The sequence below is a fragment of the Vibrio chemaguriensis genome (assembly GCF_012275705.1).
Lineage (GTDB): Bacteria > Pseudomonadota > Gammaproteobacteria > Enterobacterales > Vibrionaceae > Vibrio > Vibrio diabolicus.
Map to the genome: position 1 here is coordinate 1 of NZ_SHOE01000031.1, position 19,448 is coordinate 19,448.

Consider the following 19,448-nt stretch of genomic DNA (forward strand, 5'->3'; position numbering starts at 1 on the left):
CGTGTGTCGCTCCAATATATAGCCCTCATCGTGCTTAACGGTGACGAAATGCGACACTAGCTCAGTTGGTAGAGCGCAACCTTGCCAAGGTTGAGGTCACGAGTTCGAACCTCGTGTGTCGCTCCAATATATAGCCTTCATCGTGCTTAACGGTGACAAAAGCGACACTAGCTCAGTTGGTAGAGCGCAACCTTGCCAAGGTTGAGGTCACGAGTTCGAACCTCGTGTGTCGCTCCAGTTTCTTTTTTATAAATGAAAGCAAAGCCTTCATCATCAACAAAGATGAAGCACTCGGACGCGGGGTGGAGCAGCTTGGTAGCTCGTCGGGCTCATAACCCGAAGGTCGTCGGTTCAAATCCGGCCCCCGCAACCAAATACAAGACGATAGATTGAATGCTTATTTATTAGCACAATCCTAAGTCGTCGACGGATGCGCCGCTTGATTCAATTCCTGCTTCTCGCAACCAATCACATCGCTCTTTTCATAATGCTGCGAAGCATGAATCCCCAAAAACTAAATTTTATCCGCATCATATGATGTCGGACGATTTCGTTTGTGTTTAAAACACGATATGAATCGGCTGGCGTACAAGCATGATGAGGTTCTGCATGTTTTATCTACTTTAATTAACAGAGTTATCCACATACGTCGTTCTGTGGATAAGTTAGTTGATAAAGTGTTTTTAGCTTGACTTTTTGCGATGGAGAAGAAAGATCTTTTCGCTGAAGGAAAGTCGAAATAATAACGAAATATTGATTAAGTCTTTGTTAAACAAGAGAAAAATAAGTTTTTTGTCGGATCGGATACGTTAAGATACGATCATTAACTGGTATTTTTTTGATCCTAGTCATTTCTCCAAGCTGTGTTTAACTTTTTTCTGCTAGCTTGTTTTTCTTGAATCTCAAATTTTTTTCCACATTACAAAATTGAGAACAAGGTCATGAATTGAACATGTAAAAGTGCTTTCAATCTCTTGCATATAGACTACGCACTATGCGTCTCTTGGTAGCCCCTTCTCGACTATTCTTATTAAGCGCTGCTTTTTCGTCTCTGTAGATGCTTTATTCTCAATGGGGAGTTGATTAAGTTGCTCGGCCAAAGCCCATTTGATGTGTTCATCAAGTAATTTATTTTCACCTTGTCGACTTTCTAACGCATCAATGACTCGTTGACTGTATTCTGCATTACCAAGTGCGACAGCAATATTACGCAGCCACTGTATATGACCAATGCGACGAATAGCGGAGCCTTCCATATTTTTTAGAAAAGTCGCTTCATCCCAGTTAAACATGTCTACGAGATCCGGGTTTTTGAAACTATCGCGACGATGGAAATCACTCTGCTCCGTTATGTCGGCGTAGCGATTCCATGGGCAAACCAATTGGCAGTCATCACAGCCATAAATGCGGTTACCCATTGGCTTGCGAAACTCTTCAGGGATCACGCCATCGAACTCGATGGTGAGGTAAGAGATGCAGCGTCTAGCATCAACAACTTTGTCTTCAACGATGGCTTGTGTTGGGCATGAGGTAATGCATGCTTTGCATTTACCGCACTGATCAACGCTTGGCTCGTCAACGGGAAGTGGCAAGTCGATAAGTAACTCGCCTAAAAAGAACCACGAGCCACAGTCTTGATCTAAAATCAGGGAATGTTTCCCTGTCCAGCCTAAGCCTGCTTTTTGGGCGAGTGGTCGCTCCAATATTGGTGCGGAGTCGACGAAAGGTCGATAACCATACTGACCAACTTCTTGTTCAATAAGTTTGCCAAGTTTATTCAGTTGTTTTCTGACGAGCTTGTGATAATCACGCCCTAATGCATAGCGACTAATATAGGCATGATTTTTATTCGCTAGGTTCGAAGCGAATTGTGCTTCTGGTGGTAGGTAATCCATCCGAACGCTGATCACACGAATGGTTCCCGGGAGTAGTTCATTGGGTCTAGCTCGCATCATGCCGTGACGAGCCATCCAGTCCATTGAGCCGTGGTAGCCTACATCGAGCCATTTTTGCAGTGCGGCTTCATGCTCACTCAGATCAACGTCGCAGATCCCAACTTTTTGGAAGCCGAGCTCTTTTCCCCAAATTTTGATTTGTTGTGCGAGTTGTTCGTAGTTCATGCTAACCACCGGAATAAAAGGGGGGCGGATCTTAACGGATCTCTGGCTTTGGTGCTACCCAGTTAGGGACGTTTTTGATGCTGTGAATACTGCTTATTGAAGTCATTTGCATATATTCTAAATCTAGGTCGATACTAAGGTGATTAAGATACCGTTCCTTGGATACTTTTTTCGCACATATGACATTTGAAAGCTTGTCTCTCAAAACCAACACGGTTTACTATTCCTGTTCTTTTGATTTTTATATAGTCAACGATCATTAGTTAGAGAAGCATCAATGAGCACGAAACAATTCAATTTAAAAGATGAGCACGAAACGGTTGCACTAGGTACCGCTCTGGCTCACCTTTGTTCGCAACAAACCACAATTTATCTGCATGGTGATTTGGGTGCAGGTAAAACAACCTTTAGTCGTGGTTTTGTCCGTGCTCTTGGCCATCAAGGTAACGTGAAAAGCCCAACTTATACTCTAGTCGAACCGTATCAGTTGGATCAGTGGCAAGTGTACCATTTCGATCTTTATCGTCTTGCGGATCCTGAAGAGCTTGAGTTCATGGGGATTCGAGATTACTTCACAGATGATGCAATTTGCTTGGTTGAATGGCCTGAAAAAGGGCATGGTTTGTTGCCACAACCGGATCTTGATGTGAACATTCGCTACCAAGGTGAGCAGCGTGTAGCCGAACTAACAGCTAATAATGATTATGGTGTGCAGTTACTCAGTCGATTGGAGCTATGTTGAGTTTTTCAAATTTTAGAGTAGTGGCGACGTTTGTCGCCACTTTTCTCCTTCTCATCCCCAATTTAGCATTTGCTAACGTCGTTAAGAGTTTTCGAGTTTGGCCTTCTCCTGATGAAACGCGTGTTGTCATCGATTTAGGCTCGGAAGCTGACTATTCCTATTTCTCTTTATCCGGACCGGATCGTCTTGTCGTGGATTTAAAAAGCACGACCATGCAGGCCAAACTGCCTGTTACTGTTACGGACAGCCCGGTTTTAAAGCTAGTTCGAAAAAGCTCTCCGCCAGAGAAGGGCACCTATCGTTTGGTGTTTGAACTGAAAAAGAGCGTTCAAGTGGAATTGTTTAAATTAAGCCCAACACCTGGCGGGCAATATGGTCACCGTTTGGTGATTGACCTGCCGCACGGTAAGAAAGCATCGACTTCAGCCTCTAAACCGAGCAAGCCAGCGGCGACCAGTAAAGACATGAGTTCAGTTCAACGAGCTCAAGAAGTCTTGATCGTTATCGACCCTGGTCACGGTGGTGAAGATCCTGGCTCTATTGGCCCTTCACGCCGTAAGTACGAGAAAGACGCGGTATTGAGTATCTCAAGAAAAATTGCTGCTCAGCTCGATGCTACGCCTGGGATTAAAACGCGTATGACACGTACCGGAGATTACTTTGTGAATCTAAACCGTCGTGTGGCCATTGCCCGTGAAAATGATGCGCACTTACTGATTTCCATTCACGCTGATGCGTTTACATCACCGAAGCCTCGCGGAGGTTCGGTTTTTGTACTGAATACCCGTCGTGCAAATACTGAAATTGCTCGCTGGGTTGAGAACCATGAGAAACAATCTGAAATATTAGGTGGTTCGGGTAATGCGTTCTTCACTAAGACGAAAGATCGTAACGTGAACCAAACTTTGTTGGACTTGCAGTTTAGTCATTCACAAAAAGAAGGGTATAAGCTGGCAACAGAAATCCTTGGTGAGATGGGGCGTGTTGCGCACCTGCATAACACCAAACCGATTAATACTAGCCTTGCTGTTTTACGCTCTCCGCAGATTCCGTCTGTATTAGTGGAAACGGGCTTTATTTCTAACCCAACAGAAGAGCGGTTGCTGTTTCAACGAGCGCACCAAGATAAGTTAGCTCAGGCGATCACCAAGGCGGTCGTTAAGTACTTAAAAGATAATCCACCAGAGGGTACGGTATTCTCGCCTTCAGCGAAGCCAATAGTGCATACCGTAAAACGTGGCGAGTCGTTATCGGTGATTGCGAATAAATATGGGCTTAGCTCTAAAGCGCTGATGTCGGCAAACAACTTGAAGTCGACTGGATTAGCAATTGGTCAGAAGCTCAAAATCCCTTCTGCTGGCACGATTAAAGTGCCAAGTAAACCGATTACTGTTGAGACAGAAACCATTATTCACAAGGTTAAGTCAGGTGAGTTCTTAGGTAAGATCGCGAGTCACTATAAAGTGAAGGTTTCAGATATCCGCCGTGAGAACAACTTGAAGTCAGATACCTTGTGGGTAGGACAAAAGTTGAAGATAACCGTCGCTGTCAAAGATAAGCCGATCCGTAAGCACAAAGTTTCTCGAGGTGAATACCTTGGTAAAATAGCGTCCAAATACGGCGTCAGCGTTTCGAGCATTCGTAAAGCGAACAACTTACGCTCTGATCAGCTGGCGGTTGGGCAAGTTCTTATCATTCCAAACAAGTAGGTGAGCTTTTAACTCATTATGACGATTAAAATTTTGCCAGCTAGACTTGCAAACCAAATCGCAGCAGGGGAAGTGGTCGAAAGACCCGCCTCTGTGATTAAAGAACTGGTTGAAAATAGTCTTGATTCTGGCGCAACTCGAATCGATATCGATATCTAGAAAGGAGGCGCAAAGCTGATTCGTGTTCGTGATAACGGCAAAGGTATCGCGAAAGATGAACTCGGCTTAGCGCTCAGTCGTCATGCGACATCTAAGATACATACCTTGGATGATCTCGAAGCCATCATGAGTCTAGGTTTTCGTGGTGAAGCGTTAGCCAGTATTAGCTCAGTCTCGCGTCTGACACTCACATCGCGTCCTGCGGCGCAAGAAGAAGCCTGGAGTGCCTACTCCGAAGGGCGTGATATGCAGGTGAAGCTTAAGCCAGCAGCGCACCCGATTGGCACAACTGTTGAGGTGTTGGACTTATTTTTTAATACTCCAGCGCGTCGCAAATTTCTGCGTACCGAGAAAACTGAATTTGCTCATATTGATGAGTTATTGAAACGCATTGCGTTAAGCCGCTTTGATGTCACCATCAATGTGCGCCATAACGGCAAGATCATTCGTCAATATCGTGCGGCGAAAAATCAGCTTCAAACCGAAAAACGTATTGCAGCTGTCTGCGGTAATGCGTTTGTGCGGCATATGCTTAGAATCGAGCTTGAGCATCAAGGGTTAAAGCTACATGGTTGGATTACCACACCAGAAGGAGCAAGGCAGCAAAGCGATTTACAGTATTGCTATGTGAATGGCCGAATGATGCGTGACAAATTAATCAATCACGCGATTCGTCAAAGCTATGAAATGAGCTTAAAGCCAGATCAGTTCGCTGCCTATGTGCTCTTTATTGAGTTAGACCCGCACCAGGTAGATGTGAATGTCCACCCCGCTAAGCATGAAGTGCGCTTTCACCAAGCTCGCTTAGTGCATGATTTCATCTATCAAGCTTTGGCGGATGCACTTGCGCAAAGCGCCGTGATTGATAAACCACAGGTTAATGAATCCGCATTTCATCGTGTGGAACCGACTGAGTCCGAAGAGGTTGAGCATTCGCCTGAGCCTGAAAAAGTGCAAAGGCCAGCATCTTCACCAGTTCCAGAGCGTGTTTATCAAGCGATAGAAAGTGCACCGGCTTATCCTGGACGCAGTGATTATGAAGTCAAACCTCGCGATCGCAGTCCTAGGGATACATCCGTGCGAGAAGCTCGCGTTGCGGACTCGTTCAAGCGTACTGATTGGGTGGAATCCAAACCAGCACCAAAGCCGAATCACAATAAAGAGCGCCATGTTGAGCCAGCACCAAGCAAGCAAGAAGTGCGCGCTTATCACGAGTTGTTGAAAACGCCAGAGTTTGAGTCTCAACCCGTAACGCCGATAGAGCCCCAAAAGGCAACTGCGCATGCATCACTTCCATCGATTAATGCACTAGGCAAAGCGCTAGTGATGGTCGATGAGCAATTTGTTTTGATGAGCAGTGACAGTGGGGCGGCGTTAGTCTCGTTACCTAGAGCGGAATTTTATCGTGTAAAAGGGCAGCTCACTCCAAGCGATGGCGCGCTTAAAGCACAGCCTCTACTCGTTCCTCTATCTATTAAGTTAGAGGCCGAGTTAGTGAAGCTGGCTCAAGATTATCAACAAGATTTGGCGTTACTTGGCATTCAATTGAAAGCGAGAAATGAGCAAGCCTTAATGGTGATGGGCGTTCCCGCGCCGCTACGTCAACAAAACTTACAAAATCTAGTACCAGATCTGTTATCTTACGCGCAATCTTGTGTGAAGGAAGGTATAGCAACGGCTCAGATGCTGTCTGAGTTGATAGATTGGCTCGCATTGCAGGTCACGACAGTGAAGAGTCATTATACTTTTTCTGAAGCAATTCAAATTATTGCGGAACTTGAACAGCTAAGAGATGGTCAATTGCCATTAGAAGATACAAAATTTGTATCCGCTGTTGATTTCTCTGCCACGATAGCCAAATTAAAACCATGACAGATAAACTACCTTTGGCGCTATTTTTAATGGGGCCAACTGCATCAGGAAAAACTGAGTTGGCGATTCGTCTTCGTCAAAAGTTCCCGGTTGAGATCATCAGTGTTGATTCTGCTTTGATCTATAAAGGGATGGATATCGGTACGGCGAAACCGGATGAAAAAGAGTTAAGTTTAGCGCCTCATCGCTTGATTGATATTTTGGATCCGAGCGAATCTTACTCTGTAGCCGACTTTCGTCGTGATGCATTGAAAGCGATGGATGATATTGTTGCAGAAGGAAAAATTCCACTCTTAGTGGGTGGAACAATGCTGTATTATAAGGCGCTACTTGAAGGTTTATCCCCACTTCCTGCTGCAAATCCTGAAATTCGTCAGCAAATTGAACAAGAAGCATTGACTAAAGGTTGGTCAGTGTTGCACGATGAACTCAAAGAGGTTGATCCTGTGTCAGCAGCGAGAATCCATCCCAATGATCCCCAACGTTTATCTCGGGCATTGGAAGTTTTTCGTATTTCAGGTAAAACTTTGACTGAATTGACTCAAACGAAAGGTGAAAGCCTGCCATACCGAGTCAAGCAGTTTGCAATAGCTCCCAAGGATAGGGCAGAACTTCACCGTCGAATTGAACTTCGTTTCGAAAAGATGATGGAAGCGGGCTTTGAAGAAGAAATGAAAGCGCTACATTCGCGAAAAGATCTTCACCCCGATCTTCCTTCCATACGATGCGTCGGTTACCGACAGATGTGGGAGTATTTAGATGGGGAGTGTACACGTGACGAAGCAGTATTTCGTGGCGTATGCGCGACTCGTCAATTGGCCAAGCGTCAAATCACCTGGTTACGCAGCTGGGATGACTTAACTTGGTTGGATAGCGAGAACATTGAACAGGCATTAGAAACGATGTCGGAAGCAATAGCATCTGATTGACATAGCTGTGTATAATGTGATCGTTTTTGCGTGAACGCACTCTCAAAGGATCTGTTGTTGGCGGTTTTTATACTATGCTGCTAATTACTTAGAGTGCATTTTTGATTCGTTTAGCTCAGATGCAAAAGCAGTATCTTTTGCATTGCACCACTAGCTAAATAATTACAACTACAAATTAAATAAGGAAAATAAAATGGCTAAGGGGCAATCTCTACAAGACCCATTTCTAAACGCGCTACGTCGTGAGCGTATCCCGGTATCTATCTACCTTGTGAATGGTATTAAATTACAAGGTCAGATCGAATCGTTCGATCAATTTGTGATCCTGCTGAAGAATACTGTAAACCAAATGGTGTACAAGCACGCGATCTCAACAGTTGTGCCGGCTCGTCCAGTGAGCCATCACAGCGGTGAACGTCCACAAGGTGAGCGTCCACAAGAGAAATCAGAAGATTAATTCTTCATCGAGTATTTTTAAAATAAGGAGTTGATTGCTTGTTTGACCGTTATGAATCCGGTGAGCGAGCCGTACTTGTTCATATCAACTTCACGCAAGAAGGTGAATGGGAAGATCTGGCTGAGTTCGAAATGCTGGTTTCTTCTGCTGGGGTAGAGGCGCTACAAGTGGTAACTGGTAGTCGTCAATCCCCACACCCGAAATACTATGTCGGAGAGGGTAAGGCCCAAGAGATTGCTACTGCGGTACAGTCGACAGGTGCCGAAATTGTGATTTTTAATCACGCCCTCTCTCCTGCCCAAGAACGTAACCTCGAAGCACTGTGCCAATGTCGAGTTCTCGACCGCACTGGTCTTATTCTCGATATCTTTGCTCAACGAGCTCGAACACACGAAGGTAAGCTACAGGTAGAGCTGGCTCAACTTCGTCATATCTCTACTCGTTTGATTCGTGGTTGGACGCACCTTGAAAGGCAGAAAGGGGGGATTGGTTTACGTGGCCCGGGTGAAACCCAGCTGGAAACCGACCGTCGCTTATTGCGTGACAGAATCAAAGCCATCCTGCGACGCTTAGACAAAGTAGCGAAGCAGCGTGAACAAGGGCGCCGCGCCCGAAATCGAGCTGAAATCCCAACGGTTTCACTTGTGGGTTACACCAACGCGGGTAAGTCGACACTCTTCAACCGTATTACAGAAGCTGGCGTGTATGCCGCTGATCAACTATTTGCTACTTTGGACCCGACTTTACGTAAGATAGAGTTAGCAGATGTTGGGCCTGCCATTTTGGCAGACACGGTTGGTTTTATTCGACATTTGCCTCACGACTTGGTTGCGGCCTTCAAGGCAACCTTGCAGGAAACGCAAGAAGCTGACATTTTGTTACATGTTGTTGATGCCAGTGATGAGCGTTTTCGTGAGAATATTCAAGCTGTTCATGAAGTACTAGAAGAGATCGACGCACATGAAGTGCCGACTCTGGTTGTCATGAACAAAATCGACAATCTAGATTCGCAGAAACCACGTATAGAACGAGACGAGGAAGGCGTACCTCGCGCAGTTTGGGTTTCAGCAATGGATGGGTTGGGCATTGATGTCCTGTTTGAGGCACTGACGGAACGTCTGGCGTCACAAATGGTCGAGCATCAGTTGCGAATTCCTCCACAGTATCAAGGACGATTCCGTAGTACCTTCTTCCAAATGAAGTGTATTCAACGTGAGGAATATGACCAGGATGGTAACTTGTTGATCGATATTCGAATGCAGCAAGTAGATTGGTCTAGACTTGAAAAAAGAGAAGGGGCAGTTTTGACTGGCTTTATAGTCACTTAAAGGACTGCTACAGTATAACGTCATATCAAATGATGGAGCTTTCTAATGGCGTGGAATGAGCCTGGAAATAACAACGGCAACAATGGCCGCGATAATGACCCTTGGGGTAATAATAATCGTGGTGGCCAGCGTCCTGGTGGCCGAGATCAAGGTCCGCCAGATTTAGATGAAGTGTTCAATAAACTGAGTCAAAAACTGGGTGGCAAGTTTGGTAAAAAAGGCGGCGGTGGTTCTCCAATCGGCGGCGGTGGTGGTAGTGCAATTGGCTTTGGCGTGATTGCTCTTATTGCTGTTGCAGTTTGGTTCTTCGCTGGTTTTTACACCATCGGTGAAGCAGAGCGTGGTGTTGTGCTGCGTTTAGGTAAATACGATCGTATCGTAGACCCAGGTCTTAACTGGCGCCCTCGTTTTATTGATGAATACGAAGCGGTAAATGTACAAGCGATTCGTTCACTACGTGCATCTGGTCTAATGCTGACTAAAGATGAAAACGTCGTAACAGTCGCGATGGATGTTCAGTACCGAGTGACTGACCCGTACAAATACTTGTACCGTGTAACCAATGCGGACGATAGCTTGCGTCAAGCAACGGATTCTGCACTACGTGCGGTAATTGGTGACTCATTGATGGATAGCATTCTAACCAGTGGTCGTCAGCAAATTCGTCAAACTACGCAAGAAACACTGAACCAAATCATTGATAGCTATGATATGGGTCTGGTACTTGTTGACGTAAACTTCCAGTCTGCTCGTCCACCAGAGCAAGTGAAAGATGCGTTTGATGATGCAATCGCTGCACGTGAGGATGAAGAGCGTTTCATCCGTGAAGCTGAAGCATACAAGAACGAAATCTTGCCGAAGGCAACGGGTCGTGCTGAACGTTTGAAGAAAGAAGCGCAAGGTTACAATGAACGTGTCACTAACGAGGCTCTTGGTCAGGTAGCACAGTTCGAAAAACTACTACCAGAATACCAAGCGGCACCAGGTGTAACGCGTGACCGTCTGTACATTGACGCAATGGAAGAAGTGTACTCAAGCACTTCGAAAGTGTTGATTGACTCGGAATCAAGCGGCAATCTTCTGTACCTTCCAATCGATAAGTTGGCGGGCCAAGAAGGTCAGGCAGACACAAAACGTAAATCGAAGTCATCTTCAACCTACGATCAAATTCAACTGGAGTCTGAGCGTACACAAGAAGACACTTCGAACACGCAGTCTCGTTCAACAGGTTCACGTCAAGGGAGATACTAAGAATGCGTAAGTTAATGATCCCTGTATTGGTAATCGCACTGGCATTAATGTTGATGTCTCTGTTTGTGATTCCTGAAGGTGAACGCGGTATCGTGGTTCGATTTGGTCGTGTTCTTAAAGACAACAACGACATCACTCGAATTTACGAGCCTGGTTTGCATTTCAAGATGCCTCTGTTTGACCGTGTGAAACAACTTGATGCACGTATCCAAACGATGGATGGCCGTGCAGACCGTTTCGTAACGTCTGAGAAAAAAGACGTTATTATTGATACCTACGTGAAGTGGCGTATTGAAGACTTTGGTCGTTACTACCTAGCGACAGGCGGTGGTAATTCGCTAACGGCGGAGGCACTACTTGAGCGTAAAGTAACGGATGTGCTTCGTTCTGAAATCGGTGCTCGTGAAATCAAACAGATTGTATCTGGTCCACGTAACGATGATGTACTACCAGAAGATGCAAGTGCAGATGTTGTCGCAACTGAAGCGGCACGTGAAGCGCTTGAGATTGATGGTGAACGTGACCTAATTATGTCTGAAGTATTGAAAGACACGCGTGAAAGCGCGATGAAAGACTTAGGTGTTCGTGTTGTTGATTTCCGCATGAAGAAAATCAACCTGCCTGATGAAATCAGTGAGTCTATCTACCGCCGTATGCGTGCAGGGCGTGAGTCTGTAGCTCGTAAGCACCGTTCTCAAGGTCGTGAGAAAGCGGAAGTTATTCGTGCTCAAGCTGAGCTAGAAGTGGCAACCATTCTAGCTGAAGCTGATAAGACTGCTCGTGTAACACGAGGTGAGGCGGATGCTGAAGCTGCGAAGATTTATGCTGAAGCATACAACAAAGACCCTGAATTCTTTAGCTTCCTACGTTCGCTACGTGCGTATGAGAAGTCCTTCAGCTCTAAGAGCGATATCCTGGTACTTGATCCGAAGAGTGAGTTCTTCCAATACATGAACCAGTCGAAGGGCGGCATGGAGAAATAATCTCAGCGTCAAATGAAACACAAGGCTCCTTAGGGAGCCTTTTTTGTATCTGATGCTAAGTGCTAGCTCATCATTATGGCGATTACGGCTCCAGCAACTACTAGGCAGCCACCGATGCGTCGTAGCTGATTGTTGGGCTGTTCACTTAATTGAGCCACCATATTCCGCCAACCGTTTGGAGCAATGAGTGGTCCAATGCCTTCCACGATCAAGACGAGCCCAATCGCCAACCATATGGATTCAGACATACCGCTTTCCAGTCGAATAAAGAAAACTAAATACTATCAGTGATATGCTGATTTCAAAATGAGCAAAGCAGCAAGATGACATTCTGGTAGCAACTCTGTGAACAAAAAATGACTGCAAGAAGCGTGATTCGGTGCTAGAATCCATTTTTAACTAGCAATCAGACTTGGAAAGATGGGAAATAACGTAGTCGTTCTAGGCACCCAATGGGGTGACGAAGGTAAAGGTAAAATCGTAGACCTTTTAACTGAAGATGCAAAATACGTGGTACGCTACCAAGGCGGTCACAACGCAGGTCATACTCTCGTAATTGACGGTGAAAAAACCGTTCTTCACTTAATTCCATCAGGTATCCTTCGCGATAACGTAAAATGTGTTATCGGTAACGGTGTTGTACTATCACCTGAAGCTCTACTTAAAGAAATGAAACCTCTTGAAGAGCGCGGTATTCCAGTACGCGAGCGTCTTTTCATTTCTGAAGCATGTCCGCTAATTCTTCCTTACCACGTTGCAATGGACCAAGCTCGCGAAATCGCTCGCGGTAAAAAAGCTATCGGTACAACAGGTCGTGGTATCGGTCCAGCATACGAAGATAAAGTTGCTCGTCGCGGTCTACGCGTTGGCGACCTATTCGATATGGAATCGTTCGCTGAGAAGCTAAAAGAAGTCATGGAGTTCCATAACTTCCAACTCGTTAACTTCTACAAAGCGGAACCAGTAAGCTACGAAGCTGTGCTTGAAGAAGCAAAAGGCTACGCAGAGCTACTTACTTCAATGGTTATCGACGTAACTGACGAACTAGACGCAGCACGTAAGCGCGGCGATAAGATCATGTTCGAAGGTGCACAAGGTACGCTACTTGATATCGACCACGGTACTTACCCATACGTAACGTCTTCTAACACGACTGCTGGTGGTGTTGCTGCAGGTTCAGGTTTTGGTCCTCGTCACATCGGTTACATCTTGGGTATCGCGAAAGCGTACTGTACTCGCGTTGGTGCAGGTCCATTCCCGACTGAACTATACGACGGTCTAGATAAGCAAGATCCAATTGGTAAGCATTTAGGTGAAGTTGGCCACGAGTTCGGTGCGACAACTGGTCGTCTACGTCGTACTGGTTGGTTCGATGCTGTTGCTATGCGTCGTGCAATCCAAATCAACTCTGTATCTGGTTTCTGTCTAACTAAACTAGACGTACTAGATGGTCTAGAAGAGCTAAAAATCTGTACTGGTTACAAGATGGAAGATGGCTCTGTGCTAGAAGTTTCTCCGATGGCTGCTGAAGCATTCGAAAAAGCGACGCCAATCTACGAAACTATGCCTGGTTGGTCTGAGAACACATTCGGTGCTAAAGCGCTAGAAGATCTACCACAAGCGGCTCTTAACTACATCAAGCGTATTGAAGAGCTAACAGGTGTGCCTGTAGATATCATTTCAACAGGTCCTGACCGTAACGAAACTATCATCAAGGTTCATCCATTCGAAGCTTAATTGATAGTCGTTAAAGATTGCAAAAGCCGACCTTCTGGTCGGCTTTTTTGTATCTGAACAAAAAACGGCAGTGATTCTCATATGGCAAATTTTTGCCGCTGAGTTTAAGTCAGAGGCAAAAATTGTCTAAAGCTTAGCTGGTTTTTGCCGATAAGGTTATCAAGCAGAGGAGATCCTTCATCGATCTTTGGTTTCTTAGATACCTTAAAGAGTACGTTTATGAAGTTACGAACAGTGGCTGCTTCACTGTTATTGACCTTGGTAGCTACCACAGCGAAAGCCAATGTTGCTGATGTGGGGGCGCCAGTTCCTATCTACACCGAAGCAGAGCTGATAAAGCTTATTGAGCAAAATAAGCACTTACAACGTGTGCGCGCTGATAACTGCCAGCTGGTGGAGGATATCGTTGCTCGTGCGACTCGAATTAACTTGCCCGCTTATGAATTTCTGTACGGCGACATGTTGGCGTGGGGTGTGTGTGTCGAGCAAGATGTCGAACTGGGCCTTTACTACATCGAAAATGCAGCACATCAGGGATTACCTGCCGCGCTAGAGCAAATTGGTCGATATTATTCGCGTGGCACTTTAGTGCAGCAAGATAAAGAACGAGCAATTCCTTACTTGCGAGAAGCTGCATCAATGGGAAACCTAAATGCGCGTATTCATTTAGCCGAGTTGCTCCTGCGTGATTACGGCAGCCCACTTGATTACGAAGATGCGTATCGTTGGTTATATAACTCTGTCACAGCAGATAAGCGGCAGCATAAGCGTATCACTGTATTGAGAAATGGCCTTGAGCAGCGCATGCCACAAAACGTTATTGCTCGAGCTAAACGGCGAGATACCTTTTGGTAACGTCCTATCAAGGCAAACAACTTCATACAACAAAGCCCACATAATGTGGGCTTTGTTGTTTTCCCGAAGAGTAATCTTGAGCGATTAAACGACTTTGTGTGGACCGAAGCATTCGTAATGGAATTGCTCTTGTGGTACGCCAAGTTCTAATAGTTGTTTCGCTACGTGCTGCATGAACCCGACAGGGCCACAGAAGTACACCTGCACGTTATCTTGCTTTAATGCGGCTTCAATTTCATACAGATTGACAAAACCCGTGAAGTGGAAGTCTTCACCTAGCTTGTCTTCTGCCGTTGGGTGGTTATACCAAACGAGCGCGTTCATGTTTTCTTTTTCTGCAACGAGCTGGTTCACGTGTTGCTTGAAAGCATGATGTTGACCATTTTCTGTTGCATGAACCCAAGTTACAGGTGCTTGATGTGCTGAGAGACTTTCTAGCATGGACAGCGTTGGCGTCAGTCCTACACCTGCAGAAATTAGAACAACGGGTGTTTGTGGTTCGGCATCCATAAAGAAATCACCGGCAGGGGCGGCAAGCTGCACTTTTTCGCCAATGTTCAGGCTATCGTGCAGGAAGTTCGATACTTTTCCGCCTTCTTCACGTTTTACCGAGATACGGTAAGTGTTCTCTTGGACCGCAGAAGATAGGCTATATTGGCGAATTTCTTGGTTTTCTAACTGGTCACTGTTGATATAGATGCCAAGATATTGTCCCGGTTTATACGGTGCCACTTTTTGGCCATCGGTTGGCTTGAACACAAAGCTGCAAATGTGTTCGCTCTCAATCTTTTTATCGACTAATTCAAATTCGCGTAGACCGCGCCAGCCGCCTTCCAAAGCTTCATTTTGTTGGTAAATTTGTTCTTCGCGCTGAATAAATACATTCGCAAGTACGCCGTAAGCCTCAGCCCAAGCATCCAACACTTCCAGACCTGGATTAAACAACTCATCAATCGTCGCAAGTAGATGTTTACCAACGATTTGGTACTGATCTTCTGTGATCAAAAAGCTCGTGTGTTTATGCGCAATTTTTTCTACTGCGCCAAGTAGAGCTGGCAAATTTTCAATATTGGCAGCATAGGCGCAGATGGCGTTGAATAGCGCTTCACGCTGATCGCCGTTACGCTGGTTACTCATGTTAAAAATATCTTTCAACTCAGGGTTATGAGTAAACATACGTTCATAAAAGTGCGCGGTCAGTTTTGGTCCCGTTTCGGCGATAAGTGGTGCGGTCGCTTTGACGATCTCGATGGTTTGATTGCTGAGCATATGGGCTTCCTACTTTAAGTTGTATTTATAATGCATGTTTAGAGTTGTATCTCAAATGTATCTTTCGATCAAGAAAAGATTTACACTTTTATCGATAGCTCAAGTTTGGCGTTTTAGTGTCACCAGCGAGTTATTGAGTCGCACTTTGGGAGAGAATATGCAGTTAACGAGCTTTACTGATTATGCGTTGAGAACCTTAATTTTCTTGGCTTCGTTGCCGGAAGATGAGTTAACTAATATCACTGAAGTGACGGATTTATTTGGTGTGTCACGTAACCATATGGTCAAAGTTATCAACCGTTTAGGGCAACTAGGTTATGTCCACACCGTGCGTGGAAAAAACGGTGGTATTCGGCTGATGAAACCTGCTTCTGAAATCACAGTAGGTGGTGTCGTGCGAGATTTAGAGCCGTTAGATTTGGTCAATTGCGGCGTAGATTTTTGCCATATTACCCCTGCCTGTCGCCTCAAAGATAAATTGGCAAAAGCAAAAAGTGCCTTCTTGGCGGAGCTGGATGATTGCACGATCGAATCCTTGCTTAGCGACAATTCTGAGTTGTTGATCTTACTGGCTCGTCCTTAACTCATTTGCACGTCTAGAGTCGATCTCGATCATTCTTTTTTCAAAGCAATTCTGTAGCTTATCGAGAGACTCAGATATACTAGCCATATACCTTCCTTGCTAGATAGGCGTGCCTATGTCAGACAATATTCCAAACGATCCTTTTGCAGATCGTGAATCCAAAAATTACGAAAATCCAATTCCAAGCCGAGAGTTTATCATCGAGTTTCTAGAGCAAGCGGGCGTTCCAATGAATCGCAATGACTTGTTTGAGGCACTAAAGCTTGAGGGCGAAGAGCAATACGAAGGGTTGCGTCGTCGGCTACGTGCGATGGAGCGAGATGGTCAACTGGTGTTTACCCGCCGTCAGTGCTACGCATTGCCTGAAAAACTTGAAATGGTGAAAGGTTACGTGATTGGTCATCGTGATGGCCACGGTTGGGTGCGTCCAGAAGGCAGCGTCGGCAAGGATGATGATATTCTGTTACCGCACCATCAAATGAAGAACATCATCCACGGTGACTTTGTTTTAGTGCAACCTACAGACAACAGCAAGCGCGGTCGTCGTGAAGGGCGCTTGGTTCGAGTGTTAGAGGAGCGTAATGCTCAAATCGTCGGTCGTTTCTTCCTCGAATATGGTTATTCCTATGTTGTCCCTGATGACTCGCGTATCAGCCAAGATATTCTGATCCCAAATGAGCACAAAGCGGGTGCACGCATGGGTAACGTGGTCGTGATTGAAATTACTGATCGTGGCTCACGCTCACGTGGCATGATGGGTAAAGTGGTTGAAGTACTTGGTGAAAATATGGCACCAGGTATGGAAACGCAAATTGCGATTCGTACACACCAAATTCCTCACGAGTGGCCAGAGGCCGTCGATAAACAAATCGAAAACTTAGGCGAAGAAGTACCAGAAGAAGCCAAAGTTGGTCGTGTGGATCTACGTGAGTTACCACTTGTGACCATTGACGGCGAAGACGCACGAGACTTTGATGATGCTGTTTACTGTGAGAAGAACAAAGAAGGTGGTTGGCGTTTATGGGTAGCGATTGCTGACGTCAGTTACTACGTTCGTCCTGACTCTGCGCTGGATAAAGAAGCCATCAACCGTGGTAACTCGGTGTACTTCCCTTCGCAAGTAGTGCCAATGCTACCGGAAGTGCTGTCGAACGGCCTATGTTCGCTTAACCCGCAAGTAGATCGCTTGTGTATGGTGTGCGAAATGACCATTTCCGATACTGGTAAGCTGTCTGGTTACAAGCATTACGAGGCGGTGATGAACTCGCACGCTCGCCTCACTTACAGCAAAGTGAGCGCGATTTTAGAAGGAGATGAGGAACTACGTGAGCGTTACCAGCCGCTTGTTTCTCATCTAGAAGAGCTGCATAAGATGTACAAAGTGCTGAAAGAAGCACGAGATCAACGCGGTGCAATCGAATTTGAAACCGTTGAAACCAAATTTATCTTCAATGCGGAACGTAAAATCGAAAGCATTGAGCCAGTAATTCGTAATGACGCGCACAAGATCATCGAAGAATGTATGATTTTAGCCAACATTGCTTCGGCATCGCTGGTAGAAAAAGCGAAAGAGCCTGCGCTCTATCGTATCCACGAATCTCCAGGTGAATTACGCCTGCAAGGTTTCCGTGACTTCTTAAGTGAACTTGGTCTTGAGCTAAAAGGTGGTCTAGAGCCTTCACCAACGGACTATGCTGATCTCGCACGTCAAATCTCTGGGCGTCAAGATCAAGAGTTGATTCAAACCATGCTGCTGCGCTCAATGAAGCAAGCGGTATACAACGCAGATAACGCGGGGCACTTTGGATTAGCACTGAAACGCTATGCGCACTTTACGTCGCCAATTCGTCGTTACCCTGACCTGTTACTTCACCGTGCAATCAAGTATCTGATTGCGAAAGAAGAAGGTCGTAATCAAGATCGCTGGACACCAACGGGTGGCTACCATTACTCGTTCGATGATATGGACTTTTACGGTGAACAATGTTCGATGACAGAGCGCCGTGCGGACGATGCCACACGTGATGTTGCGGATTGGCTGAAGTGTGAATATATGCAAGACCACGTCGGTGATGAGCTAGACGGTGTGATTGCTAATGTCACTAGCTTTGGCTTCTTTGTACGTTTAACGGATTTGCACATCGATGGTTTGGTGCATATTTCTACCCTTGCGAACGACTACTATCAATTTGACCCGATTGGTCAACGACTTATTGGTGAAAGTTTCGGTAACATCTATCGCTTAGGTGATGCAGTAAAAGTAAAAGTACTGGCTGTTAACCTCGATGATAAGCAAATTGACTTTGAATTGGTCGAAACAAGTCGTAAGCTACGCGGTGAAGGTAAGACTGCGAAGAAACGCGCAGCGGAAGCAAAACGCAAAGCGAAAGATAAAAAACGCGCTGCGACTCGCTCTTCATCGAAAGAAGGTGGCGCGCCTCGCGCAGTTCCTGCGATAGAGCCAACTAAGCGTCCAGAAGAAACGGGCGCAGTGAGTAAGCGCAATGGCCCCAAACGTGATGACGCCGAAGGCAAAAAGAAGCCTAAAGTGAAAAAAGCACGTAAAAAAAAGCCACACAGTAAGCCGAAGAAAACCAAGCGCACTAAAAAAGAAGCGTAGTAGGCTGAAGCGCCAGCTCAGTTCAAACTCGGCTGGCGCAGGCAATACGACCCGAACAACAGGTTAAACAATGAGTAACGAATTTATCTACGGCATTCACGCAGTGAAAGCGGTATTGGAGCGCGAACCAGAGCGTTTTATCGAGGCATACGTTTTAAAAGGTCGTCAAGATGATCGCCTGATGCCAATCCTAAATGATCTTCAGGTTTGTGGTGTCTCTATTCAACAAATGACGCGTAAAACTCTGGATGATAAAGCGCGTGGTGCAAATCACCAAGGCATCATTGCTCGCGTAAAACCAGCAAAACAGCTGAACGAGAACGACATTGATGACATCTTAGCGCAGCATGAATCACCGCTACTGTTAGTGCTGGATGGTGTGACGGACCCGCACAACCTTGGTGCGTGTTTGCGTAACGCAGATGCGGCAGGCGCTGCGGCGATCATCGTACCGAAAGATCGTTCTGCACCAATGAATGCCACGGTAAGTAAAGTAGCATGTGGCGCTGCAGAGGTTGTGCCTTTGATTCGTGTAACCAACCTTGCACGTACAATGCGTACGCTACAGGAAAAAGGTATTTGGTTTGTGGGTACGGCTGGTGAAGCTACGCACGACATTTATCAAGCTAAGCTTACTGGTCCTCTTGCTATCGTGATGGGTGCTGAAGGTGATGGTATGCGTCGTCTTACTCGCGAAACCTGCGATGATTTAATTAAGATCCCTATGGCGGGCAGTGTATCAAGCTTGAACGTATCAGTGGCTTCTGGTATCTGTTTGTTTGAAGCGGTTCGTCAGCGTTTGGCTGCCCCAAAATAAGGCGAGCACACTAAGCG

General features: G+C 45.8%; 15 protein-coding genes, 3 tRNA genes and 1 pseudogene. 16 read left to right on the top strand and 3 right to left on the bottom strand.

All coding sequences use genetic code 11. The annotated features are described in order from the left end of the window. The first annotated feature begins 50 nt into the window (after window positions 1-50). From EX191_RS20320 to EX191_RS20330, 3 genes are all read left to right on the top strand, one after another. Window positions 51-126: transfer RNA gene (locus tag EX191_RS20320), tRNA-Gly, on the top strand. Between the two features lie 35 nt (window positions 127-161). Further along, a tRNA-Gly gene (locus EX191_RS20325) sits at window positions 162-237 on the top strand. A gap of 59 nt (window positions 238-296) precedes the next feature. Beyond that, window positions 297-373 (top strand) — tRNA-Met (locus tag EX191_RS20330). 619 nt (window positions 374-992) lie between these two features. Here the strand turns inward: EX191_RS20330 and queG are convergent. Further along, entirely contained in the window at window positions 993-2,120 is a 1,128-nt protein-coding gene (queG, locus tag EX191_RS20335) for a tRNA epoxyqueuosine(34) reductase QueG (RefSeq protein ID WP_193448369.1), read from the bottom strand. Between the two features lie 277 nt (window positions 2,121-2,397). Between queG and tsaE the strand changes: the two genes are divergently transcribed. The 8 genes and pseudogenes from tsaE to hflC all read left to right on the top strand — a co-directional run bounded on the left by tsaE (window position 2,398) and on the right by hflC (window position 11,550). After that, on the top strand, window positions 2,398-2,862 hold the full coding sequence (gene tsaE, locus EX191_RS20340; RefSeq protein WP_005395381.1) for a tRNA (adenosine(37)-N6)-threonylcarbamoyltransferase complex ATPase subunit type 1 TsaE: 465 nt from the start codon (window positions 2,398-2,400) through the stop codon (window positions 2,860-2,862). After that, a complete protein-coding gene (locus tag EX191_RS20345; protein ID WP_193448370.1) occupies window positions 2,856-4,571 on the top strand; it encodes a LysM peptidoglycan-binding domain-containing protein in 1,716 nt (571 codons plus the stop codon). Before tsaE ends, EX191_RS20345 begins: the two co-directional genes overlap by 7 nt. 18 nt (window positions 4,572-4,589) lie before the next feature. Beyond that, window positions 4,590-6,602: pseudogene (gene mutL, locus EX191_RS20350) on the top strand (DNA mismatch repair endonuclease MutL). Beyond that, a complete protein-coding gene (miaA, locus tag EX191_RS20355) occupies window positions 6,599-7,531 on the top strand; it encodes a tRNA (adenosine(37)-N6)-dimethylallyltransferase MiaA (protein ID WP_005395375.1) in 933 nt (310 codons plus the stop codon). Before mutL ends, miaA begins: the two are co-directional and overlap by 4 nt. A 193-nt stretch (window positions 7,532-7,724) precedes the next feature. Then, on the top strand, window positions 7,725-7,988 hold the full coding sequence (gene hfq, locus EX191_RS20360; RefSeq protein ID WP_005381379.1) for an RNA chaperone Hfq: 264 nt from the start codon (window positions 7,725-7,727) through the stop codon (window positions 7,986-7,988). A 38-nt stretch (window positions 7,989-8,026) separates the two neighbouring features. After that, window positions 8,027-9,316 carry a ribosome rescue GTPase HflX gene (gene hflX, locus EX191_RS20365; protein WP_005381380.1) on the top strand — a complete coding sequence of 430 codons (1,290 nt, stop codon included), beginning with the start codon at window positions 8,027-8,029 and terminating at the stop codon, window positions 9,314-9,316. Between the two features lie 45 nt (window positions 9,317-9,361). Beyond that, window positions 9,362-10,567 (top strand): FtsH protease activity modulator HflK, encoded by a 1,206-nt coding sequence (gene hflK, locus EX191_RS20370; RefSeq protein ID WP_005395374.1) that lies wholly within the window; start codon window positions 9,362-9,364, stop codon window positions 10,565-10,567. Between the two features lie 2 nt (window positions 10,568-10,569). Beyond that, on the top strand, window positions 10,570-11,550 hold the full coding sequence (gene hflC, locus EX191_RS20375) for a protease modulator HflC (protein ID WP_193448371.1): 981 nt from the start codon (window positions 10,570-10,572) through the stop codon (window positions 11,548-11,550). A 62-nt stretch (window positions 11,551-11,612) separates the two neighbouring features. Here the strand turns inward: hflC and EX191_RS20380 are convergent, their stop codons facing one another. Beyond that, window positions 11,613-11,798, bottom strand: coding sequence for a DUF2065 domain-containing protein (locus tag EX191_RS20380; protein WP_005381383.1), 186 nt, complete (start codon window positions 11,796-11,798; stop codon window positions 11,613-11,615). Between the two features lie 172 nt (window positions 11,799-11,970). Here EX191_RS20380 and EX191_RS20385 point away from each other — a divergent pair, with 172 nt between their 5' ends. Together EX191_RS20385 and motX are read left to right on the top strand one after the other, a co-directional pair. Beyond that, window positions 11,971-13,287 carry an adenylosuccinate synthase gene (locus tag EX191_RS20385; protein WP_005395372.1) on the top strand — a complete coding sequence of 439 codons (1,317 nt, stop codon included), beginning with the start codon at window positions 11,971-11,973 and terminating at the stop codon, window positions 13,285-13,287. 219 nt (window positions 13,288-13,506) lie between these two features. Then, a complete protein-coding gene (gene motX / locus EX191_RS20390; RefSeq protein WP_005387944.1) occupies window positions 13,507-14,142 on the top strand; it encodes a flagellar protein MotX in 636 nt (211 codons plus the stop codon). A gap of 84 nt (window positions 14,143-14,226) precedes the next feature. Here the strand turns inward: motX and hmpA are convergent, their stop codons facing one another. After that, window positions 14,227-15,411 carry an NO-inducible flavohemoprotein gene (hmpA, locus tag EX191_RS20395; protein WP_193448372.1) on the bottom strand — a complete coding sequence of 395 codons (1,185 nt, stop codon included), beginning with the start codon at window positions 15,409-15,411 and terminating at the stop codon, window positions 14,227-14,229. 157 nt (window positions 15,412-15,568) lie between these two features. Between hmpA and nsrR the strand changes: the two genes are divergently transcribed. From nsrR to rlmB, 3 genes are all read left to right on the top strand, one after another. After that, a complete protein-coding gene (gene nsrR, locus EX191_RS20400) occupies window positions 15,569-15,994 on the top strand; it encodes a nitric oxide-sensing transcriptional repressor NsrR (RefSeq protein WP_005387939.1) in 426 nt (141 codons plus the stop codon). A 115-nt stretch (window positions 15,995-16,109) separates the two neighbouring features. Continuing rightward, entirely contained in the window at window positions 16,110-18,614 is a 2,505-nt protein-coding gene (gene rnr, locus EX191_RS20405) for a ribonuclease R (protein ID WP_193448373.1), read from the top strand. A 70-nt stretch (window positions 18,615-18,684) separates the two neighbouring features. Next, the gene (gene rlmB, locus EX191_RS20410; RefSeq protein ID WP_193448374.1) at window positions 18,685-19,431 is read left to right on the top strand and encodes a 23S rRNA (guanosine(2251)-2'-O)-methyltransferase RlmB; all 747 of its coding nucleotides are present in this window, start codon (window positions 18,685-18,687) and stop codon (window positions 19,429-19,431) included. Window positions 19,432-19,448 lie beyond the last annotated feature (17 nt).